Genomic DNA, 19287 nt, shown 5'->3' on the forward strand with positions numbered 1-19287 from the left:
TTTTTTTGCAGGTTGCTGGCAGGGTTTGTCAACTAGCAGTTCTGCCAGTCGCACCCGCGCACGCCGATGTGTTTGAGTAAGCCGATGTGAATATGGATGTTCACGGGGCAGGGCAGAACTTCAAGGGACCTGAAAATGACATGGGCTCGATTGTATAAATGGTTACTCAACGGGTTGGGCGGGCTATTCAAGCCGTTTTTCAAGCAGCAGTTTGAAGGTCCACCGCCAAAAATTGCCAATCTTCTTCCTGACGATCCACGGTGGGAGGAAAAGGGGTTATTGCCGCTAGACTATGCATTCGATCCGCTGCCCGTAGAGATACCCGCATGGGAATATGACCCCGGATTTCCCGGCTATGCTACTGTGCTTAAGGTTTATTGGAATACCACTACGCAGGTCTATGAGAAGACCTGGCTTTCAGACCTCTCGTCATTGCCCCCGGAAGATCTGCTGTTTGAAATGCCAGCAAGCTATCTCGTACCCGGGGAACATCACATGAGCTACGAAGTGAGTCCATGGGACGCTAACGTGTGGCAGTCCCAACCCCAGACCGTCACCGTTGATCTGACTCCCCCGATACTGGGAGGTGATCAGGAGCGGTTGCGATTTGATACCTCGCAGATTACGGCTGAGTACCTGGAGCGTAACGGCGACAAGGTCGACGCGTGGATTGATTCTTACCGCGGCGGCAAGCCAGGTGATGTGGTCACCTGGTACTGGAGCGAAACACCTTTCGATACGGACGACCGCAATATTGTCTCGCAGCGCGTGCTCTATAAGGCTGACCTTGTCTTCCCCATCACGCTGAGCTTTGAAGGGGACATGATCCGGGCACGTGGCGATGGTGAACGCTACGCTTTTTATAGACTTGGCGACCGTGCCGGCAACTTGTCGAGCGTCTCCTTGCCTGTAATCCTTCAGGTACAGGCTCGGCCGCTCCCGCGCTATCTGCCCAGTCCCCGTGTCGCAGAGGCGTCGAGCTCTTCCTCCAGCAGCAGTACGCTTGACCCTTTACAGGCTTTGCGAGGTGCCACTGTCGTCATACCCGCCGATGCGCAGTTCAGGCCAGATGACGTGTTGTCCGTGCAGTGGGCAACCCCCGGCACCGAGGGGGCGTATCACTCCACAGATGCCGATGCGAGTGGTCTGCGGTTCAGCATCCCGCCGGCGTTTATCAGTCAGCATATGGGCAAGCGTATTCCGGTTTATTATGAGGTTGCCGGCAGCGATCCTGCGACCTCGGAGCTGCATGAACTGACGGTCCAGTTCATAGCAACCAACAAGTGGCCGACTGTTCAGTGCACCCGGCCTAAAGGCATTGTGGACAATCTGAGCCTGGCGCTCATCGTCGACTTTGCGACGTTTTCGTTGGCCCGCTGGGCGTTCATGGCAGTCGGCCAAAAGCTGACTATAACGTTGCAGGGGGTGGGTCACACGCAGGTAATCCTCGACGACTATCCGGTTCAGGCAGGCGACGTAGAGGCTTCGAAAGTGACGGTGGATGTACAAAAAAATATCTTCCTGGCCTTTACGATTAATAGAGGACTTGTCGTACAGGTGAAAGTCAGTTTTGCAAGCGGGGCGGCTCCCGCCACTTTCCCGTCGCTGAATCTGACACTTGTGCCTTGAACCGGGCCGGTGCGGCCCGGTATTCAGACAAAGGCCGGTGGCAGGCTTTACTGGTAACTGATGGTGAAGCTCAGTGACCCGTTGGCTTCACCTGCCTGAATATCGACGGTGTCGTCAATCTGGAAATAGCGAGCGCTGAGGTCCAGTACGGTCGTGCCCATCCCTATCGGCGCAATCGGTACATCCGTACCCAGCGTCACCGGTGTGCGTCCATCACTGCGCATGATCTGAATGCCGACGCCGCTTGCTGTCGAGTCGCCGGTCAGGGTAAAGCCGCCCGGAATGCCCGGAACAGGTGCCGAACCACTGACCCCATCGAGACGAATGTTCGCCCAGGCGATATTGATGTCTCCCGGGTCCACTTCGCAATTTTCCAGCCTGATATTGAATAACACAGGGGTCGTGCCCCTGTCCGGTCCCTGGAAATCCGCAACCCGCCAGTCGCCAAGTCTGACCGGGTTGTCACTGACCGCCGACACGCCACATTGGGCCTGCTGCACCGTGCCCGACATACGTACATCGAAAGCTCGCGAAAGCGCCGAGAACCGGGTCCAGAACATATGACTGTTGATGACGTGCGGGCCTGCGGCAATCGCACCGGTCTTGACCAGCGTTACGCGGCCCTGCAGGTTGCGGATGATCATTGGTACGGGCAGGACATGGTTCATCTGAGCGTTGAAGGGCACTGTGGGTGGTCCCCAGAGCGGAATGAACGCGTTAGAGGCTACCCCGTCGTAGGGGTGCGCGAGCTTGATGATTGCTCCAATGCCAGGGATGCCGGTATCGAGTATTTTACCCGTTACGTCCTCGCCGTTTACCGGTGGTAACGCCCCTGCGAAGGGCGGGTTGACCGTCCTGGCGTTGAAGGTCAATGTGCTGCCGTCGTTATCGCAATAAACCTCCGTGCTCTCATTGGATGCAATGGAGAACGGTCGATCCGCCATACCGATCACCGTCCCGGCCCTCGCGTCTTTGGGGACATACACCGTACCGACGTCGATCTGGTAATTGATCAGCCCACCCGTCGGCCGAATCGCACAGAAACTTGCTGCCTGAACGAGTCCGGTCTGCGTGCCGGCAATCAAGGCGAGCGCAGCCCACCCCGTGCGTAGTAATAATTTCATGCATGAGAACCTGTATTGAAGCGGTGCGTAAATAGGCTGCTTTCGCCTAGCGACATATCAGTGATTGCAGGCGATAACCCTGTTTCTGCTCCATGGCTTGCGGTTCCAGTGCCAGCGCGCAGCGCTGATCGTCGTGCTCGCCCCAGCGCACATCCAGCGTCTGCGGCTCATTTTCGATGGACAGCAAAAGTTGCCCGCCTTGACTCACGACACCCTGCAGAATGCCGTTCCGGTCAGTGACCTGAGCACCAAATGGCAGTGGCAAACCGTCTGCGGATGAGGTCGTCAGGGCGATTCGATTGACTGATCGAGCGGCAAAAGTGCTTTTTACGATGGCTCCGCGTCGCGGGACAACCTGTGCCGCGCCGTTTTCGATTTCCACATCCGGGCCCAGGTCGTCGGTTTGCAATGCCAGGTAATTGACCCGATACGGGCGCATGTAAGGCACCAGTGCGAAGCCGCGCTGGTTGGTCTTGACTCCGGACGCGTTGGTCACACCGACGCCGGAAATACCGGGCACCTCAATGAGTGCCGACGTGTCGCTCAGGTAAGGCCCCAGCTCGAAACCGCCCTCATGCAGCAATACCGCGCCGCTGGCGTTCAGCGAGACGCTGCGGTAGTCGTTGCCTTGAGTGACCCCGGCACCCACGCTGGCAAAGGGCGCTTGCCATGACGCCGAGAGGGAGGCGGACTGTCTGCTGTCCTGATCGTTGCTCAGGGCTGCGCTGTAGCCGAGGCGACCGTGGTTGACACTGCCGCTCAGGCGCGTTGTCTGGCTATGTTTGCCGCCGCTGTCCGTGTAGCTCATGCTGGCGGAGTTGGAGTGCCCCAGATCCAGAGGAAACGAAGCGCTGATGCCTACTTGGCGGTCGCTGCCGGAGCGATCGTCGCTCAATGACTGCGAGGCGAACAGGCTGTAGCTGACACCCTTGAGTTGCGTGTTGAAATTGAGCTGGAACTGGCGCTGCTGATAAGTAGTGTTCCAGAAGTCTTCCTGAGACAGGTTCAGGCTCAGTGAGCTGGCATTCCCGAAATTCTGGGACGCAGCGGCCTCCAGGCGGCTGCGTCGACTGCCACGATAGTTTGAATTACGGTTGCGCTCCCGAACCGCCTCGTCAAAGTCACGATAACCTTCAGTCGAATAGCGATAACCGGCGAAGCGCAGACTGGTTCCGGTTTGAAATGCCTTGCCGTATTTGATGGCGTAACTCATGCCGTTGACGCTGCCGTCGGGCAGGGTATCGATATCGGTGCTGGCGTGGGTCATGTCAATCGCCAGGGCGCCAAAGGCGCCAAGATCACGGGCAATGCCGACATTGCCTGCACGGTAGAAATCGCTCGCCAGCACGCCACCGTACACAGTGATCCGCTGGCCAAGGCCCATGGACAGCGTGCCTTGCAACAGCGGCGGGTCGTCCGTGCCGTTGGCGGCGTTGTAGCGGCCGACGGCGGCACTGTAACGCCAGACGCCCTTGCGCAACAGGTTGCTCAGCGTGGAATAGGGCTGGGTAAACCGTCGAACCATGCCGTCAGCTTCGGTCAGGACAATCTCCAGTTCGCCACTGCCACCGTTAATCGACAGGTCGTTGATTTCATAAGGGCCGGGGCTGACATAGGTCGAGTAGACAGGGTAACCGTTTTGCAGAATCTCGAGTTTGGCCCGGGTCTGGGCCACGCCGCGGATGATCGGCGCGTAGCCCTGCAGCAGATCGGGAAGCATGCTCAGGTCGGTTGCCACGACCATGCCCTTGAGCGGCAGACTCTTGAATACCTCGCCAGGCGTGGAGGTTTCACCCAGCGTCAGGTTGGCGCTGGTCCCTGGCAGGTCGCGTTGCAGGTAAGTATAGGCCCGGGTCCATTGGCGCTTGCCATCAGGGTCCTGACGCAGAGACTGGCTGCTGCGCAATCGCCACTCACCCAGATTGAGCCCGCCGTTGAGGTACAGGTCATCACTGCTTTGGCGGCCGCTATACCGGCTGCTGCCTTGTTGCGCGGAGACCTGATAGTTGACGAACGCAGCATTGATCCCCGAATCCCAGCGTGCAGGATCGACGTGACCCGCCACGTCCCGGCGCATGGCAATTTGCGGGATCGATAAAGACACTGCCATCTTGCCGGTATCGAAGTCGATCAGTGCACCGGGTATGCGCTTGAGCAAATCGAAACAGGCTGCTTGCGGGTCAAGCGGCTCCACAAGACCGTTCAGACGTACGCCCCATTCGCCCAGCCACTCGGGCGACAGGCATGGTATCAGGCGACCATCCTCGGGGTGGGCCAGGAACTCGACCTCGCGCTCGTCGACGTATTCAAGATTGACGAACAGGCTGACCAGATGGCGTCCGGGTGCCAGGCTTTGCTCATTGCTCAGACTGGCCAGCGCCATCTCTGCGGTGGCGTTGTTCTGCATGCCGTCCTGACGCATGAAGCCGGACTGAAACTTGACGGGTTGTGCTGCCTGCGCGACGGCTGTCTGCAATGCGGGCACGCCGCTACTGACAATAAACAGAAAAGTCAGACGCAAGCGGCTACCCGGACGCGATGGTCCGATGTGGAAAAGCATGAGGGGTGTTCCTGGCAATGTGCGGCGAGGGTTATGGCTTGAGCGGGACCGGTATGGTCATATCGGGCGTGACGCCGCCGTAATCGTTGATGGTGGCAAAGGTCAGCTGCATACCAGGGCCTGGTTTGAGGCTATCGAGCAGGTAGGACTGGCTGGAAAACGGACCCACCATCGTCGGGCTGTTGAGTCGCTGAGATGTTTGCGCAGTCTTCACGTCAAAGCGTGTGAAGGACACATGGAAAGGCGTAGGGTTTTCCACGTGCAACTGTGTCTTGCCATCGACCTGTGTGGCAGACCATTGCAGATCTTTAAGGCGTGCAACCGGGTTGTCCTTGAGTTCAACGGGCCGGTAAAACAGCTTTATCCGGGTCCGCAGCGCGATATTCAGGACATTGCTAGACCCCTGAGTATCGGCCTGAGGGATTTCCTGAACATTGAAGTAGAACAGTGACTCCCGGTCTCTGGGCAGGTCGTTGGGCAAGCCATTGATCTTCAGCTGTTGCTCTTTCTTCGGGTCGAGCCTGAATAACGGCGGGGAGGGCAGGAAAGGTACTGCGGTAGTGGTGTCGTCAGCTGCGGTATTGACCCATGTTTGTGCTGCGTAGGTTTTGTCGCCGGGGTTGGAAATGATCAACGACACGCTACGTTTGTCGCTGTTGAAAATCACCCGGGTGCCGCTGATCACGAGTGCCGCATTACTGGCAGGTTGATAGCCGAACACCAACAATGTGCTCAGGATGGCAAGGGGCAAGGCTCGGGCTCGAACCGTCGGTTTTTCGGGAAACATATGAAAATACCTGTGTCATCAAAAGTGCTCCCTGCACCTCAGGCGAGGGCAGGGAGCAGGGACGCCTGTCAGTTGATGGCGACGGAGAAACGCACGTCTGCTTCAGTTGCACCGGCTGTTACGCTGGCAGCGGTAGAGCGGTACATGACGTAGAACAGCATGTCGGTAGGGTTGGTTTCGTGCAGGTTGTACTCTTTGGAGGGAGTACCGTGGTCGATCGTTGTGCCGAGGTCATCCTTCAGCACGGCGACAACATTGGTCGCCGAGCCGCCGAGAGGTTTGAAACGGAAGTATTTACCCGATGCATCCGGAGTACCGGTGAACGTTACCTCGGCCTTCGCGCCGGGTAGGATGGTGCAACCGGCACCCGGCGTGACACGCAAGCCAAAGCCTTTGCCGCCTTCTTCCTGGTCTGCGCCGGTAAAGCGGCTGGCAGCGACAGAGCCTATGTTCACCAGGCCACTGCCCGCGTTACCGGTAATCGGGTCGACTACTTCAATGCTGCAGGTGGCCGACGTGATGTTACCGGTGAAGTTGATCGTGCCGGTATTGGCGAAAGCAGGAGCAGCAGCGCCCATCAGCAGTGTCAATGGCAGTGCGAGCAAAGTGCGTTTCATTTGTAATTCCTTTGTAAATGAATGTCTCGGGATGGCGCATGTCGTCTGCGTTACCGAGGTGGTAGGTCTATTTGCGGGTTCACCCGTTGTTTGGGTAAACCGCAGCAGTGCCAGTAGGGACGTTGCGAAATATTTGTAGGTTTGGTCCTACGGGCGGCGTGCAGGTTAGGGGGATTGGTGGGGTGGTGGAATAGGAAAATTCCTTGTTTTTGTAGGGAATTTTCCGGTTGTTGTATAGGTTTTATTCGCGTCTGTATGACCTGCGCACTGGCGCTGGTGTGAAGGTATTTGAAGTGGGTCTTACGACTGGAGGTTACTTTAACTATCAAAGAGTCGGCGGAAAGGACGCTCTTCCTGGCCGTCTCCGTGAAATTAAAGTTTCATGGCGACAGCAAGGAAAGCGTAGATCCGGATGTGTGGCCACAAGCTTTTTTAGCTCAAGTGACTGAGCGGATCTTGCTCGCGTCATAAAAAGAGGCGTCAACAGCACGTCGTGCTGCGCCGATATAGGTATTGTCGAAGTTTTGCTGTTTCAGTGGTGCAGCGATGGATGAGGCAGGGGGGGGAGTGGGTGGAGTGGGTGGAGTGGGAATGAAATTCACATTACTGGACGGTGGCTGAACGACAGGAGTTGTTACCGTGGATGAAACTTTCAGTTTTTCTGTCGAATTTTTCACCGCAACAGGCAGGCTATTCATAGAGTTGGCCATCTCACCAGTTCTATTGGGGAAACGTGTCTCTCCCGCGTCACTCAACAAAGCATTGTTTTTCACTACACCATTCTTGCCCATTTTCAGGCCGTTGTAACTGGGAGGCATATTTTCAAGCTCGAAAAGACGTTTATAAGCACTGCTTGCTTTTCCAGGGAGGGTTTGTACACTGATTGCTTTTCTAGAGATGACTCTCAAAGTCGACTTGCCGATCCCCGCAAAAACGGGTGCGATATTGAGCATGCCCAGCAAATAACCGTATTGCATCAGTTTATCGGCCTGCTCCGGGTCTTTGTTCGTCAAACCAGCGGTGATCAGGCCTGCGGATGCGATATCAGTGGCTATCCCCACACCCACAACAGCCATCATGACGGGCGAGAGCGCGCCAAATGAGGCTGCCGAGAAGGCAATGCCCAGCGCTGCAGCCCCCCAGGTAATCCCGAGGGCAAGCGTATTGGTCTCGTGCTGGTTGTAATAAAGCTGGCCTACGCTATGCCCGGTCGGGTCCTGAAAGGCAATAGGATTACCGATGCAGTAACCATAAGGGTTAAGCCCGCCTGCACCGAACGGGCTCATTGAGTCCGGACTGTGAAAACGCATCAGTTCAGGGTTATAAGCGCGGTAGCCCTTGCCCAGCAGGTACCAGCCGCAGGACGGGTCGCGTATTTCACCGTTGAACGCCAACAGACTTTGCAGCTCGTCATCGCTGCTGCGTTCCCCATAAGCGTTATAAACGGCCGTGCGCAATTCGGATTGCTGGATTTCGCCGATGACACTGTTGCTCGCGTTACTCATCAACAGTAATGCTGTGCTGGCCGAGTCACCGAGCTGTTGCTGGCCAAGTGGTGTATCGCCGTCGCTCAGGTATTGAGTTCTGGTCTGACCCTGTACCGTGTTGCTCAGTCGATCTCCTTCATAAAAACGCAGCGTGGCGGCGTCACTGCCTTGCGTGACCGCTGTAAGGTGGTTGTGTCCGTCATAGGCAAACTGGTTGACCGAAAGACCGCTGCCATTTCTGACACTCATCAGCCTGCTCTGGCTGTCATAAATCAACTGTTGACCCTGCTCATCATTGAGCATGTTGCCGTCCTTGTCGTAGGCAAAACTGACGCTGGGTAGGCTGGGTAGATAGTCGGGAAAGGCCTGCGTGCCTTTCATGAGTGTGTAGGTGACTTCCCGTAATTGACAGGCATCAACCGGCGAATTGTAACGGTAGTCTGCCCTTTCTCTGGAATCATCGGCAAAGGTGGTGATGGAGGCAATGATGTTATCCAGCGCATCGAAACGAAACAGCTGGCTGATAATCTCATGGCCCTGCCTATTGCGCGGCGGCGTCGCCCCCGAACATTTGAACAGTATCAGCCGCCCGCGATTGTCGTAGGTGAATTCTTCAAATAACAGACTTTTGCCAGCTTCCTGAAGGTGCCGACTGAGCAGTTGGTCGTCCGCCCTCCATGCCTGATGAATAGTGCGGGCAGGGTGCCCGTTCTGGCTCAGGGTGCGTAGTATTTCCCGAGAGTGTTCGTCATATTCGATAGCAGTGTCCAGATGGGCGCCGGACATCAGGTCGGTGGTGAGTATGCCCGCTGTGCGGCTCAGCGAGTCGTACGTGAACACGGCTTGCAGTTTCCCCTGTGTGACCCCGCTTACTCTGCCGAAGTTGTCATGGCTATAAACGGTGCTCAGGCTGCTGACATCCGTGCGCTGCAGCTGCCTGCCATGTAAAGAATGTGTGTATTGAGTGGTCCAGGTGTGCCCGTTGGCCTTCCAGATATTCTGCTGCAGATGCCCGGCTGCGTCGTAGGTGTAGCTGCGTTCCCCTTGTCCATTGATTGATTTCAGCATGCGTGCACTTTTTTCGTCGTATTCAAAGCTGACGTCATCATCGGGTGACTGAGTGCGGATGGGTTCTTCGGTCAGGCCCAAATCATAGGTGTAATGAATGGAGGCATTGCTTGGCGTGATGCGCTCGCTGATCCTCAGGTGACTGCTGTCATAGCGATAGTTCTCGACGCGTCCGCCCGTACGGAGCTGGATGAGGCGGCCAAGTCCGTCAAATAATTGCTCTCCGGCAATGACGGCGGCCAGGCGAGCGTTGGCAGACTGAACAGTTATTTCACTGGCCAGTTCGGCGGGGCTGTGCGCGGCGTAACTGCGTAAAACCTTATCTTTATTAGGCAGGGTACTCTCGACCATGCGGTCGAAAGCATCGTAGCTATACTGGCCGACATGGCCCAGGGTACTGACTTCCTCAACCAGACGACCCAGGCCGTCGTAACGAAAAATCTGTTTGCCCATGCTCGTCTTGTCTAAAGCGAAGCGCTCCACCTTGTCAGGCTTGCCGAGCAGATTGAGCTGGCTCTCTACCCAACCGTAGTGCTTACTTGAGTCGGGACCTGTCTGCTGCCAACTGCTTTGAGTCGGCATATAGTCGCCATCTTCGGTTCGCCAGCCAAACGGATTCATCAGGCTGCAGGTCACCACCCCGTCCGGCCTGGTTTCACTGACCTGCTGGCCCCAGTCGTCGTAGCCGTAGGTGCTGGTCAGGGTCAGCGTCTTTTGCTTTTCGTCCAGCCAGTCGTAGCGGGTTTCCGTCTGCAGCTGGCCCCGGGCGTCGTACGTCGCTGCGTAGGTGTCACGCATGAGCCCATCACCTTCGGTGTTCTGACGCGTTTCGCGAAACACCCGGCCCAGCCCGTCCAGCTCACTGCGGGTGGTCACGCCTTTGACGTCGGTCACCTCCTGATGCGCCATCTGGCCATCGGCGGCCACCAGTCCATAGGCATAATGGCGAGTGGCTTCGTAGGGCGTGTCCGGGGCCACGGTTTCACTGGTGATACGTTCCAGGGCGTCATAGGTGTAGCGAATTTCCACCTTGGCGTCGTCGAGCATCAGCAGCGGCTCGCCGTTGAGCAGCGAGTGTTCCAGATTGATGGTCCGGGTGTGGCTGTCCAGTGTGCTGCTCAGGGTCTGGGTAGTCTTGAGCACGGTTTCGGCTTGTTTACCTTTTTTCACCGCCCGACTCAGGGACTTGCTGTAGGCAAAACTGGTCAGGGTGCTGATGCCGTTGAGCGTGAACGTATCCAGCAAGGGGCGACCGTGAGTCAACGCATCCTCCGGCTGCTGAATGTAGAGATGGCCGGTGGTGTGCAGGGTTGTTTCCGAGTCGCCCTGCACCCTGAGCAGCGTCTCGCGGGTGAGCACCAGCCAGGGTTGTGATGCACCGCTGACCGGTGCCATCGCGTCATAAACAAAGCGGGTTCTCAGCACCGGCGCAGCTTCGCCATAAGTGGACGGCGCGGGTGTCACGGTGCGGGTCCGGACCTGGCGCACGAAGTCTTGCGGGTCTGGCGGGCACTGAAACTCGCCCTGTGTTTCGCCTTCTGCCGGGTACCAGGTGCTGGTTTCAACCACGCCGCTGGGCTGGACCTGACGCGTCAGGTTGCCAAAGTTGTCGTAGTCGCTGCTGACGGTTTCGTAACGCACCTGGCTGGCATTGCTGCGCAGCGACCAGCCTGTGGTCACGGTTTTGGGCAGTTGGAAGTAAGGCGGTTGCTGGTCGAAATCGGTTTGTTCGAGCGCGTGATAGACCGTGCGGGTCTTTTTCACGTTATCGCCCTGGGTGGTGGTTTCCTCGGTCAGCAGGTGAAAGCGGTTGAAGCTGCGCTCGACGGTGCGCACCACCTGATTGCCGATGATCAGGCTTTCGGTGGTGCCGTACTGATAGTCGCCACGGATGCGGTACAGGTTGTCTTCACCGTTGTCTTCCCAGATCAGCCCGGCGGCGTTGTTGCCGAGGAAATTTTGGGTATTGACCGTGTCGTGGGCGCGATAGCCATAGCGGGTCGTGATCGGCGGTTGACCTTGCCCCGGGTCGCTCACGTGTTCGGTGACTCGACGCAGGGCCGGACGCGAGAGGGTACCGGGGAACAAATGCCCGGCGTCGTCATAGCGCGCGGTTTCGTGAGCACCGCTGGGGGTCCAGGCGTCGATAATGCATAACAGGCCGTTCAGACGCTCGTAACGAAAACGCCAGCAGGCTGCGTCCTTGGTGGGCAGCACCACCTTCGCAACACGAAAATCATCCTCGGCCAGTTCCATGCTAAAGCGTGTGGGGAACAGGTCCGGATTGAGGGTGATTTCAACCCGCCGGTTTTCGCGCGTCATTCTGAGCAAGGTGCGCTGGCTATCGCTGACAGACGCAAGTATTTGCTGGCCATTGAAATAGTCATAGGCCAGGTACACCGCACGCCCGTCGGGCGAGCTGATTTCGTAAGGCAGGGCCAGTCGGTTATCAGCACTGCCACCGACCCGAAGCCGCTCCACAAGGCCGGACTTGTGGACGATCCTGAAGGTGTCGCCGCCGGTGTCATGAACGTGAAAACTGTCGAGTTTCTGCTCCTTCATCAACAACCGGTCACCGCCGACGCTGGTGTGGGTGACTTTGAACGACTCGCCGCTGCTCAGCGAGAGCATGCGTGTGACGGGGTCATACTGGGAGAGTTGCAGGTTCCAGCCAAAGCCGTAGCCGGAGTCCCGGGTATTGAGCGGGCTGAAGGCCAGCGTGATGGGTACGAAAGGGCCGGCCAGGTCATTGGCCTTGAGCTCTGGCAGGCTGATCGAGGCGGTGTACAACCCGGTACGTGGATCGACCCCGCTGCTGAGGAAACTCATGAAGTTGAAGGCGTTGGAGTGCAGTGAGGTGGTGGTGGACATGGGAGAGCCTCCGTTGCTGTGGTGGCAGCTCGCAGGGCGCGGCAAACCAGATACGCTGCGAACGCCCAGACTGCTGAGGGATTCAGATAACGTTGAGGAGTAATGTATTGCGGCTGTCCGCAATATCCATCGAGGGAAAACCGATTGAAAGCGCATGTTGATTGCCATTCATATCCAGCATCCGGATTTTCAACGGCGTCTCCAGTAAACGCGCATCAGCACGTTGAACGGGCTGAGCATCCTCCATGTTAAACAATCCGATCATCCACTTTCTTTCAACGCATTCATCCAGAGAAAAGACGTCGCTGATATTGATCTCGCCGGAATTTGATTCGTCGGGATGACGGTCATCGTCTCCGTACCAGACGAGCTTTAACTGGCAACGTGGGGTTATCAGGCGTGAGGGTGTTGTCTGAAAATACTTGACATCGTCGGTCCGAAATAAACTGATCATCAATTGCCCCTCACCCACGTTTTGTCCTGAAACAATATCGCCATCCAGCACCTTACCCGACATGACATCGTCCAACTGGTCGTCATACTTGATAATGCCCTGTTCACCGTCGATGCTCATATCGTTAAAGAGGTAGCCGGTGTAACTGAACATTGTTTCGTGACATCGGCGGCTTTCCCACTGAATGGTCGATTGATTGCCCTCGAATTCACACCTTACAAATCTCACGGATTTCCCGTCAGTACCGACAAACTCCAGTAACCAGTAATCAGTCGTTGTCAGGAAATAATCATAATCCTCCTGCTGAGGAGGATTGTTGCCACCGCCCGCAACACGTCTAGGTGAAAACTGATAGTTCGTTGCCGGAAATTTTTGCGGTGTAACAGGGCTGAGTTCAATGGTGTAGGGCGCCTGCTGGCTGTTTTCGTTCGATGCATGCGGTACCGCATATTCATCAACGAATTTCGCAAAGAACGTTTCAGGGTTTTTTGCTTTCGTCTGAACATACACCCGTCGGCGGGTCACGCGATTTTGTACCTCGTGGACAGGCTCATCGACCGTTTTCAAAAAGGGGGCATACCGGTTGAAACGGTTTTCCTCGCTATTGACCACCCATGTATAAAAGTCGTCGTCTTCGATACCGTCCTGACCTGTGGCCAGGTAATCCAGTTCCTGACCACTGTTCCTGTACACTATCGTCAAGCTGCTCATTTCCTCCGGTGTCACAGGATAATCCTGGCCATTGACTGGCTCGGTTTCAATCTCGACATCCACCGCAATTTGTTGATAGCCGTTGGCAAATGCGGAGCGCTGGTCGGCAGGTGCAGTCAATTTGAAGTTAGCAAGTCTCAACCAGGACTTTTCTGCACTGAAATCCGACAGTTGTACGACGCTGTAGCCTTCTGCATATACGCTTCCATCGATTATAAATTCACACCGTACCACACTGACCGGCGAGTCAATCTGTGCAGGGGCGGAGAACAGTCCGTCCTGAGTAACAGTGCCTCCACCGCTGGCGATGCTCCAGCGAATATGCTCTGGGTCGTAGGGGCTGACCGAAAGTTGAACCTGCGCCGAACGGCTCATTCCCGAACTGTAAGGAGGATGGACATCCAGCGTCGGAATCGCTGCCAGTAACACCACAGAAGCCATTGTGGCCGAGCCGGTGGTCAAGTCCTGGACCTTGATTTGCTGCACTGCCATGACTTCGCTGCCAGGCAATGTGCTCGGCGGTGTGTAAATGGCAGTGTTTCCGGTACCGACAAGGCTGCCGTACCGCCCTCCCGGCAGCGACCACTCCAGCGTGCCGCCGCCCAACGTCGAAGCTGAAAATGCGACTGGACGAGCATTGATTTCCGCATAGCTGACACTTGATTGAGGCGCGACCGTCATCCCGTCAAAAACCACAGCAATCAGCGCAGATGCCTGAATAGTCCTGTCTGCGACCATGTCGTAATAACTGGCCGTTACAATATTGCGTACTGTTTCCTTGCCAAGGTTTTGAGGGGCGACACTCCTGTAGAGACCCAATGCAGAAATACTTCCGGCACTGTGAGTGGTGTTGATGCTGTGGACACTCCAAGTGACGTCGGCATGATTGAGCCGTTTTCCGGCCTGTATCAGGTCAAACTTTTGCGTATCAGCCGCCTGTATGACTTTAAATAATGGCTCCAGCGTAACGGTCGTTAGCGTCGGGTCAATATTGCCAAACACAATCATATCGTGCGGGTTGTGCCGGGAGCTTTCTACAAATATGTTCTGGCCGGGAAACAACAGGCTGTTAAGCAAGTCAAGTCGTTGCTGCTCTACGTATTGAACCATGTCGTAAGACAGCACCAGCGCCGCCGAGTAAAGGTCACGCCCCTCAGCGTCCTTGTCATCCGGAATGAAATACGGAAAGCCACTGCCTTCACCCGGAAGATAGCCAGGTGAAGGCTTGCCTCTCAACGCAATGAAAATCACCACGCCACCTTCGCCATAGTTTGCGGATTTTGCGTCCTTGGCACCCGGCGCAGCCTGGGTCAGGATACGGAAGGTTGTCGGGGTCAGCGGGTTGTAGCCTTTCAAGTCCAGCATGCCAAGCTCGAATACCCGTTTGTGACGTGGCAGAACCTGTATAAGTGACTCAAATGCCTGGCCAATGCGATGCTGGACATTGAGCTGGTTTGCGAGATTGGTTGTGAATTCAGACCCGTCCTTCAAATCCAGAGTGACCCGTCCACGCTTGTCGACTTCACCCACCGCCATTGTCAGATTGACAGTCATGATCAGCTTGAAACCTTGCTGCTCGGAGAGCTTGAAGCTGGAGGTCATCATTGCCGGCCGACCGGGAAACGCTGAAAATGAGGTGACCGTTCCGGCGATAAACCACAGGGTCAATGTGGCCTGCGAGTTATCCAGAGAAGCGGTTTCAAACGATAGCAACGGCTGACTCAGAATAACGGCTTCGAGATCCATCCACTCGTCACCGTTCTCTGTCAGCAAAATATGCGACATGTTGAATGGCGGCAGGAAACTGAGTTCGTCGAAACCCGCGACGAATTGCTGTTCCAGCAGCCGATTGAGTCGCGTACGACCGAAAATAGAAATAGCCCCCCAGTCGGAGGTGGAAGGGTGGTCTTGCATGGACACCAGCAACTCGTTTTTTGAATGACTCATGACACATTCCTTGTGTTAATAAAATGGCTACTTTAAGTGGGGCCGGTAAGCTGGCGAAAACTCAGGCGTCATGGGGGCGGTATCCTCCGGGTAGTCGAACAGCGGCAGGGGGATCAGTATGTAACCTGTTAAGCCTAAGCCGACGAGTAGAGGATACGTGGCAAGTATTAAAACAAAGTTATGTTCGAGTGGTGAAGGCGGAGTATACAGGCCGTTCTCAATGTGGCCTGAGCCGAGTAATATTTCCCACGTGATATATTCGATGGGTAATACAGTGGTGCCCGTTTTCACTATTAATCTTGTAGACGTTACAGAAGAATAGGAAAAATCTCTCATGACGTTAAGCGGGAATGTAGCATTTAATACCATAAGGTAACTCGACCTCTCCTTCCCGGTCTGGATATTTTTGACGACGACCTCGTCAATAAAGTAAGGTACCTCCGCAGCGGCCGGAGGTGCTTTATAAATGCTTTTAAAACCGTCGCTTTTTGAGAGAGCACCGCCATTGGAAGGCGTCTTCAGTGACCATTGCAAAGTGCCGTCGCCTCGGCTGCCTGCTGACAGCGAGCGTTCTTGGTTTGCGCCACACGTTTGAATAACCGGATTGACGGCAATGTCGCTGATGACTATCGATATGAGGGCCGAACTGCTGTAGTTGCCTGCTCTGGCAGTTATCCTGACCCGAATGAAGGGCGCGCCATCAATGCTGAGTGGAGCGAGGTAAGTCCCATCGGCGCTTATTGCCCCCGCATAGCCCGTCTCTCCAGCGATCCTCTCAGCACTCCAGGTCAAGCCAGTAATGATGGGGTCGGTGGTAAATTCCACTGTGTCACCTACACCGACCACCTGCTCCAGTGGACTGATCGAGAAATGCGTAACGGAGGCTCCTAGATGACCAAACAGTGCCATATCGCCAGGCAGGGCTACGTCATCGAAGACAATAGAGTCGCCGCTTTTGAACAGAATGGATTGCAACGCGAATACATTGATATCAGGCAGTTTTTCCAGCACATACCTTAACACTATATTTAGTTCACCGCTGGCCCGGCTCGCTAGAAGCGCCTCGGTAGATCTGAAGGCACGTTCAGCGACTGGATCATTGAGGGGAGGCGGCTGATGGACTGGAAAACCTATCTCGGATTCATCCACTCTCAGATTGACAGGTGTCAAGACGTGCGTTTCAGAAGCAATCTCGTAATTACAGTGTAAGGCAATATTAAATGCTGCATTGAAATAAGCATTCTTGGTCGCAGGCCAAGTGTCGGCTCTGATGGATGAGTCCACTGCTTTAATGTCGGAAAGTTTCAACGCTAGATCTATCCTGCCGTCTTGAACACGCCCCGTTGCACCGGAATCCATTTCTAGGTTGGTTTTGTCGACAGCCAATGTAATTTCGCACTGAAAATCTTCGTAGCGAAATCCATAGTGAATGTTCCTAAACGTAGGGCTGCCAGTGTGCAGTGTCTTAAACACATCTGCACCTTCTGGCAACAGTATCCAGTCGCCAGGCGCTATAAGCCCTTGCCTGACCATGGCTTCGCCAATGGTCGCTTCCAAAAACAACTTGTTACTCATTAACAGCATGGCACTGTTATTGGTGTCAGTGGGGATCAGGTAGGGAAAGTCTGCACCTGGGTTGCCGCCATTGTTTTCACCTTCCATGGCAACCAATACCAGCACTGATCCATCGCCATAATTGCTCGCGTTGCGCTTTTTGCTTCCTGGTGCTGCCTGAGTACGCAACTTGAAAGCGGCGGGTTTTATGACGTCGCCCGGGTGCTTTGTAATCTCACTTATTGTGACCCTGCGTTGACTGTCAGGCAGGCGCTCAAATAACTCCCTGAAAAAAAGTCCACCGAGTTCTTGCTCATGCAAAAAGTCGGAAAAGCTCAGGCTGAAATCGCTGCTTTTACTCAGGTCCAAGACGACCTTCCCGGCACTGTTAATACTTCCCGGTACGTCAACCAACTCCACGTTCAATGTCAGGACTGGGCCGTTAAGCGGGTCGATGATACTGATGAGTATCGGTTCTTTACCGCCGGGGATGTGGGTAAACGTAACCTGCGTACCACCAACGACTCTCATCGTCAGTTTGGCGTCTGCTCTTTCAAGATCAATGTTGGCCGTTTCAAATGAGAGCCGTGGGTAGTCCATCTGATAACCGGTTATAAACTGACCGGTTGTCATGGTCGTGGCGATATAGTGCTCAATAGGGCGCAGATAGTCGCCCGTGCTGAAGCGGTTGATATACTCCTGCAGCAAAACAGTGTTGGTGTCTTTCCGGTTGAACGCCAGGATGGCCCCCCACCCCATGGTTCTCGGCTTTACTCGCATCCAGTCGATCAATTGATTTTTAGACATGCCAACCGTGGCGTGATCCACATAATCACGCGATGCATCATCGGGTGGTTGAATACAAACGTTTGACTCAACATTGTGATCGTCGAGTTGTTTAATTGCCAGTACCAATGGCAGAGCAGGAAACGTGGTAAGCGAATTCCCCTCATCAAAACTGACAGACACATTGAGTGTCAGAGGCGCACCGTCACCCAGCTGCGTCAGGAATGACTTGCTCAGGGTTGCCGTGACCTTGCCTTGGTCAATATGCGTTTGCGTAATGGGAAAATCGCTCAACAGCCGTTCGCTCGTCCAACTGCTCGCTTCAATGGTAAGGCGTTGGCCGGGGGCCATGAATATCCACTTACCCAGCGTCACGACTGCCCCGGATTCCGGTACACAATTCAACAGCAACTTTCCGATATCGGTACAGCTGCATTGTACGGTGGGGTAGCTGTGGGTGGGCAAAGGCCTAATGCGCAGACTAAATACTTCAGAGGTGATGAGGGTTTTTGCCGACCGATTGATCCGATAGAGCACATTAACGCGCTTGTCCATGTTGGCCGGCACCGCGCTGGCTGGAATCAAAAACAGGCGTTCGTCATTGGGGTCGGAAACGTTGGCAATGTAGTGTCCACTGGTACCGAATCCTTGCCAATGAACTTCTACGGTGTCCCCGTCGATCAACTCGACGCTTGCAGGGATCATGACCCTCGCTCCGGCCCTTAACGACAGTGCATCGATATAGCCTTGCGCGGGCGCCTTTGTGTGCGGACGACCAGTACCTGAAGTTTCCGGAAGGGCACCGTCAATAATGGGTGCAAGCGGGTGAAAAGCCTTTTCAATCAGAATGCTCAGTGCGTACGAGGACTCAGCTTTTCCGTAACGGGCGTATTGATATTCAAAGACGGCTGTCGCGTCTTTATTATTTTCCAGCCACGACTGCTCGACAGTAAACTGGAGTGTGCCTTTATCAATAATGGATTGGTCGACCAGCAGGTAGTCAATGACCAGCGGCTCACCAGCCCCGCCTTTGATATAGCACAGCACGCCGTCACCGACCTGAATATCGGTATAAACTTCAACGTTCAGTTCCAGCCCCAACGGATAATCGTCAGGGTCAATCGGGCCGCCCGTGTGATTTTCGATACTCAACGCTGTCAGGCGTCCAGCAGGAGGGGGCTTGATGGCGATCGTCTGCTTTTCGGATTCGACAGATCCCCCTTGCGCGTCTGCATACTCCACCCGGTAGCTTATCTGCGCAGTGCCGCCGTCAATGAACAATGCATACACCGGGTCCAGACCCCAGCTGAGTACTTGATCTTTGATGACTACGGTATCCGCGCCGATGAAAGGCTCATCGCTGCCGCCGTCTTGGAAAAAGCCCTGCCAGGTGATGTGCACAGTATCGCCTGGCGTCGTGCGCGCAGAAGGTGCTATCACCAGTGTATAACTGTCCTTGACGGGTATATCCCAAGCATCCAGTGCCAGAGCATGTGATTCTTTTAGTTGTACTGGGGGTAGAAAGCTGTCCATGTGCTGGGTTCCATCCATATGGTACGGCGAACCGACCTTCGGTGCGCGTGACGATTCTTGATAATCAAGGTATAGGTCTGAAACCCACGCTGCCAACCTACTAAAAATGCTAGGTCATACACGTTCACGCAAGGTGTTAATTTGAACTGCGCTGAATGA

The 19287-nt window shown here is 55.2% G+C and carries 8 protein-coding genes; 1 reads left to right on the forward strand and 7 read right to left on the reverse strand.

Annotated features, from left to right (window positions below; all coding sequences use genetic code 11):
• The first annotated feature begins 135 nt into the window (after positions 1-135).
• A complete protein-coding gene (locus MME58_RS10440) occupies positions 136-1629 on the forward strand; it encodes a hypothetical protein (RefSeq protein ID WP_055005875.1) in 1494 nt (497 codons plus the stop codon).
• A gap of 47 nt (positions 1630-1676) precedes the next feature.
• On the opposite strand, the gene MME58_RS10445 is transcribed toward MME58_RS10440, so the two are convergent.
• From MME58_RS10445 to MME58_RS10475, 7 genes are all read right to left on the reverse strand, one after another.
• Entirely contained in the window at positions 1677-2753 is a 1077-nt protein-coding gene (locus MME58_RS10445) for a fimbrial protein (RefSeq protein ID WP_082427336.1), read from the reverse strand.
• 46 nt (positions 2754-2799) lie between these two features.
• Entirely contained in the window at positions 2800-5313 is a 2514-nt protein-coding gene (locus tag MME58_RS10450) for a fimbria/pilus outer membrane usher protein (RefSeq protein WP_055005877.1), read from the reverse strand.
• Positions 5314-5344: 31 nt separating this feature from the next.
• Complete coding sequence (locus tag MME58_RS10455) at positions 5345-6100, reverse strand: fimbrial biogenesis chaperone (protein ID WP_055005878.1); 756 nt, start codon at positions 6098-6100, stop codon at positions 5345-5347.
• A gap of 68 nt (positions 6101-6168) precedes the next feature.
• Positions 6169-6717 (reverse strand): fimbrial protein, encoded by a 549-nt coding sequence (locus MME58_RS10460; RefSeq protein ID WP_054985810.1) that lies wholly within the window; start codon positions 6715-6717, stop codon positions 6169-6171.
• A gap of 437 nt (positions 6718-7154) precedes the next feature.
• Positions 7155-12143 carry an RHS repeat-associated core domain-containing protein gene (locus MME58_RS10465; protein ID WP_241409127.1) on the reverse strand — a complete coding sequence of 1663 codons (4989 nt, stop codon included), beginning with the start codon at positions 12141-12143 and terminating at the stop codon, positions 7155-7157.
• Positions 12144-12225: 82 nt separating this feature from the next.
• On the reverse strand, positions 12226-15255 hold the full coding sequence (locus MME58_RS10470; RefSeq protein WP_055006190.1) for a hypothetical protein: 3030 nt from the start codon (positions 15253-15255) through the stop codon (positions 12226-12228).
• A gap of 27 nt (positions 15256-15282) precedes the next feature.
• Positions 15283-19128, reverse strand: a complete 3846-nt coding sequence (locus MME58_RS10475; RefSeq protein WP_055006189.1) for a hypothetical protein — start codon at positions 19126-19128, stop codon at positions 15283-15285.
• Between the last annotated feature and the right edge of the window lie 159 nt (positions 19129-19287).

This window comes from Pseudomonas syringae pv. tagetis, assembly GCF_022557255.1.
Classification (GTDB): Bacteria; Pseudomonadota; Gammaproteobacteria; order Pseudomonadales; family Pseudomonadaceae; genus Aquipseudomonas; species Aquipseudomonas caricapapayae.

What these genes read in the sequence shown, in the direction of transcription:
- MME58_RS10440 (WP_055005875.1), top strand. Translation starts at nt 136, where the DNA reads ATGACATGGGCTCGATTGTATAAATGGTTACTCAACGGGTTGGGCGGG.
- MME58_RS10445 (WP_082427336.1), bottom strand. Translation starts at nt 2,753, where the DNA reads ATGAAATTATTACTACGCACGGGGTGGGCTGCGCTCGCCTTGATTGCC.
- MME58_RS10450 (WP_055005877.1), bottom strand. Translation starts at nt 5,313, where the DNA reads ATGCTTTTCCACATCGGACCATCGCGTCCGGGTAGCCGCTTGCGTCTG.
- MME58_RS10455 (WP_055005878.1), bottom strand. Translation starts at nt 6,100, where the DNA reads ATGTTTCCCGAAAAACCGACGGTTCGAGCCCGAGCCTTGCCCCTTGCC.
- MME58_RS10460 (WP_054985810.1), bottom strand. Translation starts at nt 6,717, where the DNA reads ATGAAACGCACTTTGCTCGCACTGCCATTGACACTGCTGATGGGCGCT.
- MME58_RS10465 (WP_241409127.1), bottom strand. Translation starts at nt 12,143, where the DNA reads ATGTCCACCACCACCTCACTGCACTCCAACGCCTTCAACTTCATGAGT.
- MME58_RS10470 (WP_055006190.1), bottom strand. Translation starts at nt 15,255, where the DNA reads ATGAGTCATTCAAAAAACGAGTTGCTGGTGTCCATGCAAGACCACCCT.
- MME58_RS10475 (WP_055006189.1), bottom strand. Translation starts at nt 19,128, where the DNA reads ATGGACAGCTTTCTACCCCCAGTACAACTAAAAGAATCACATGCTCTG.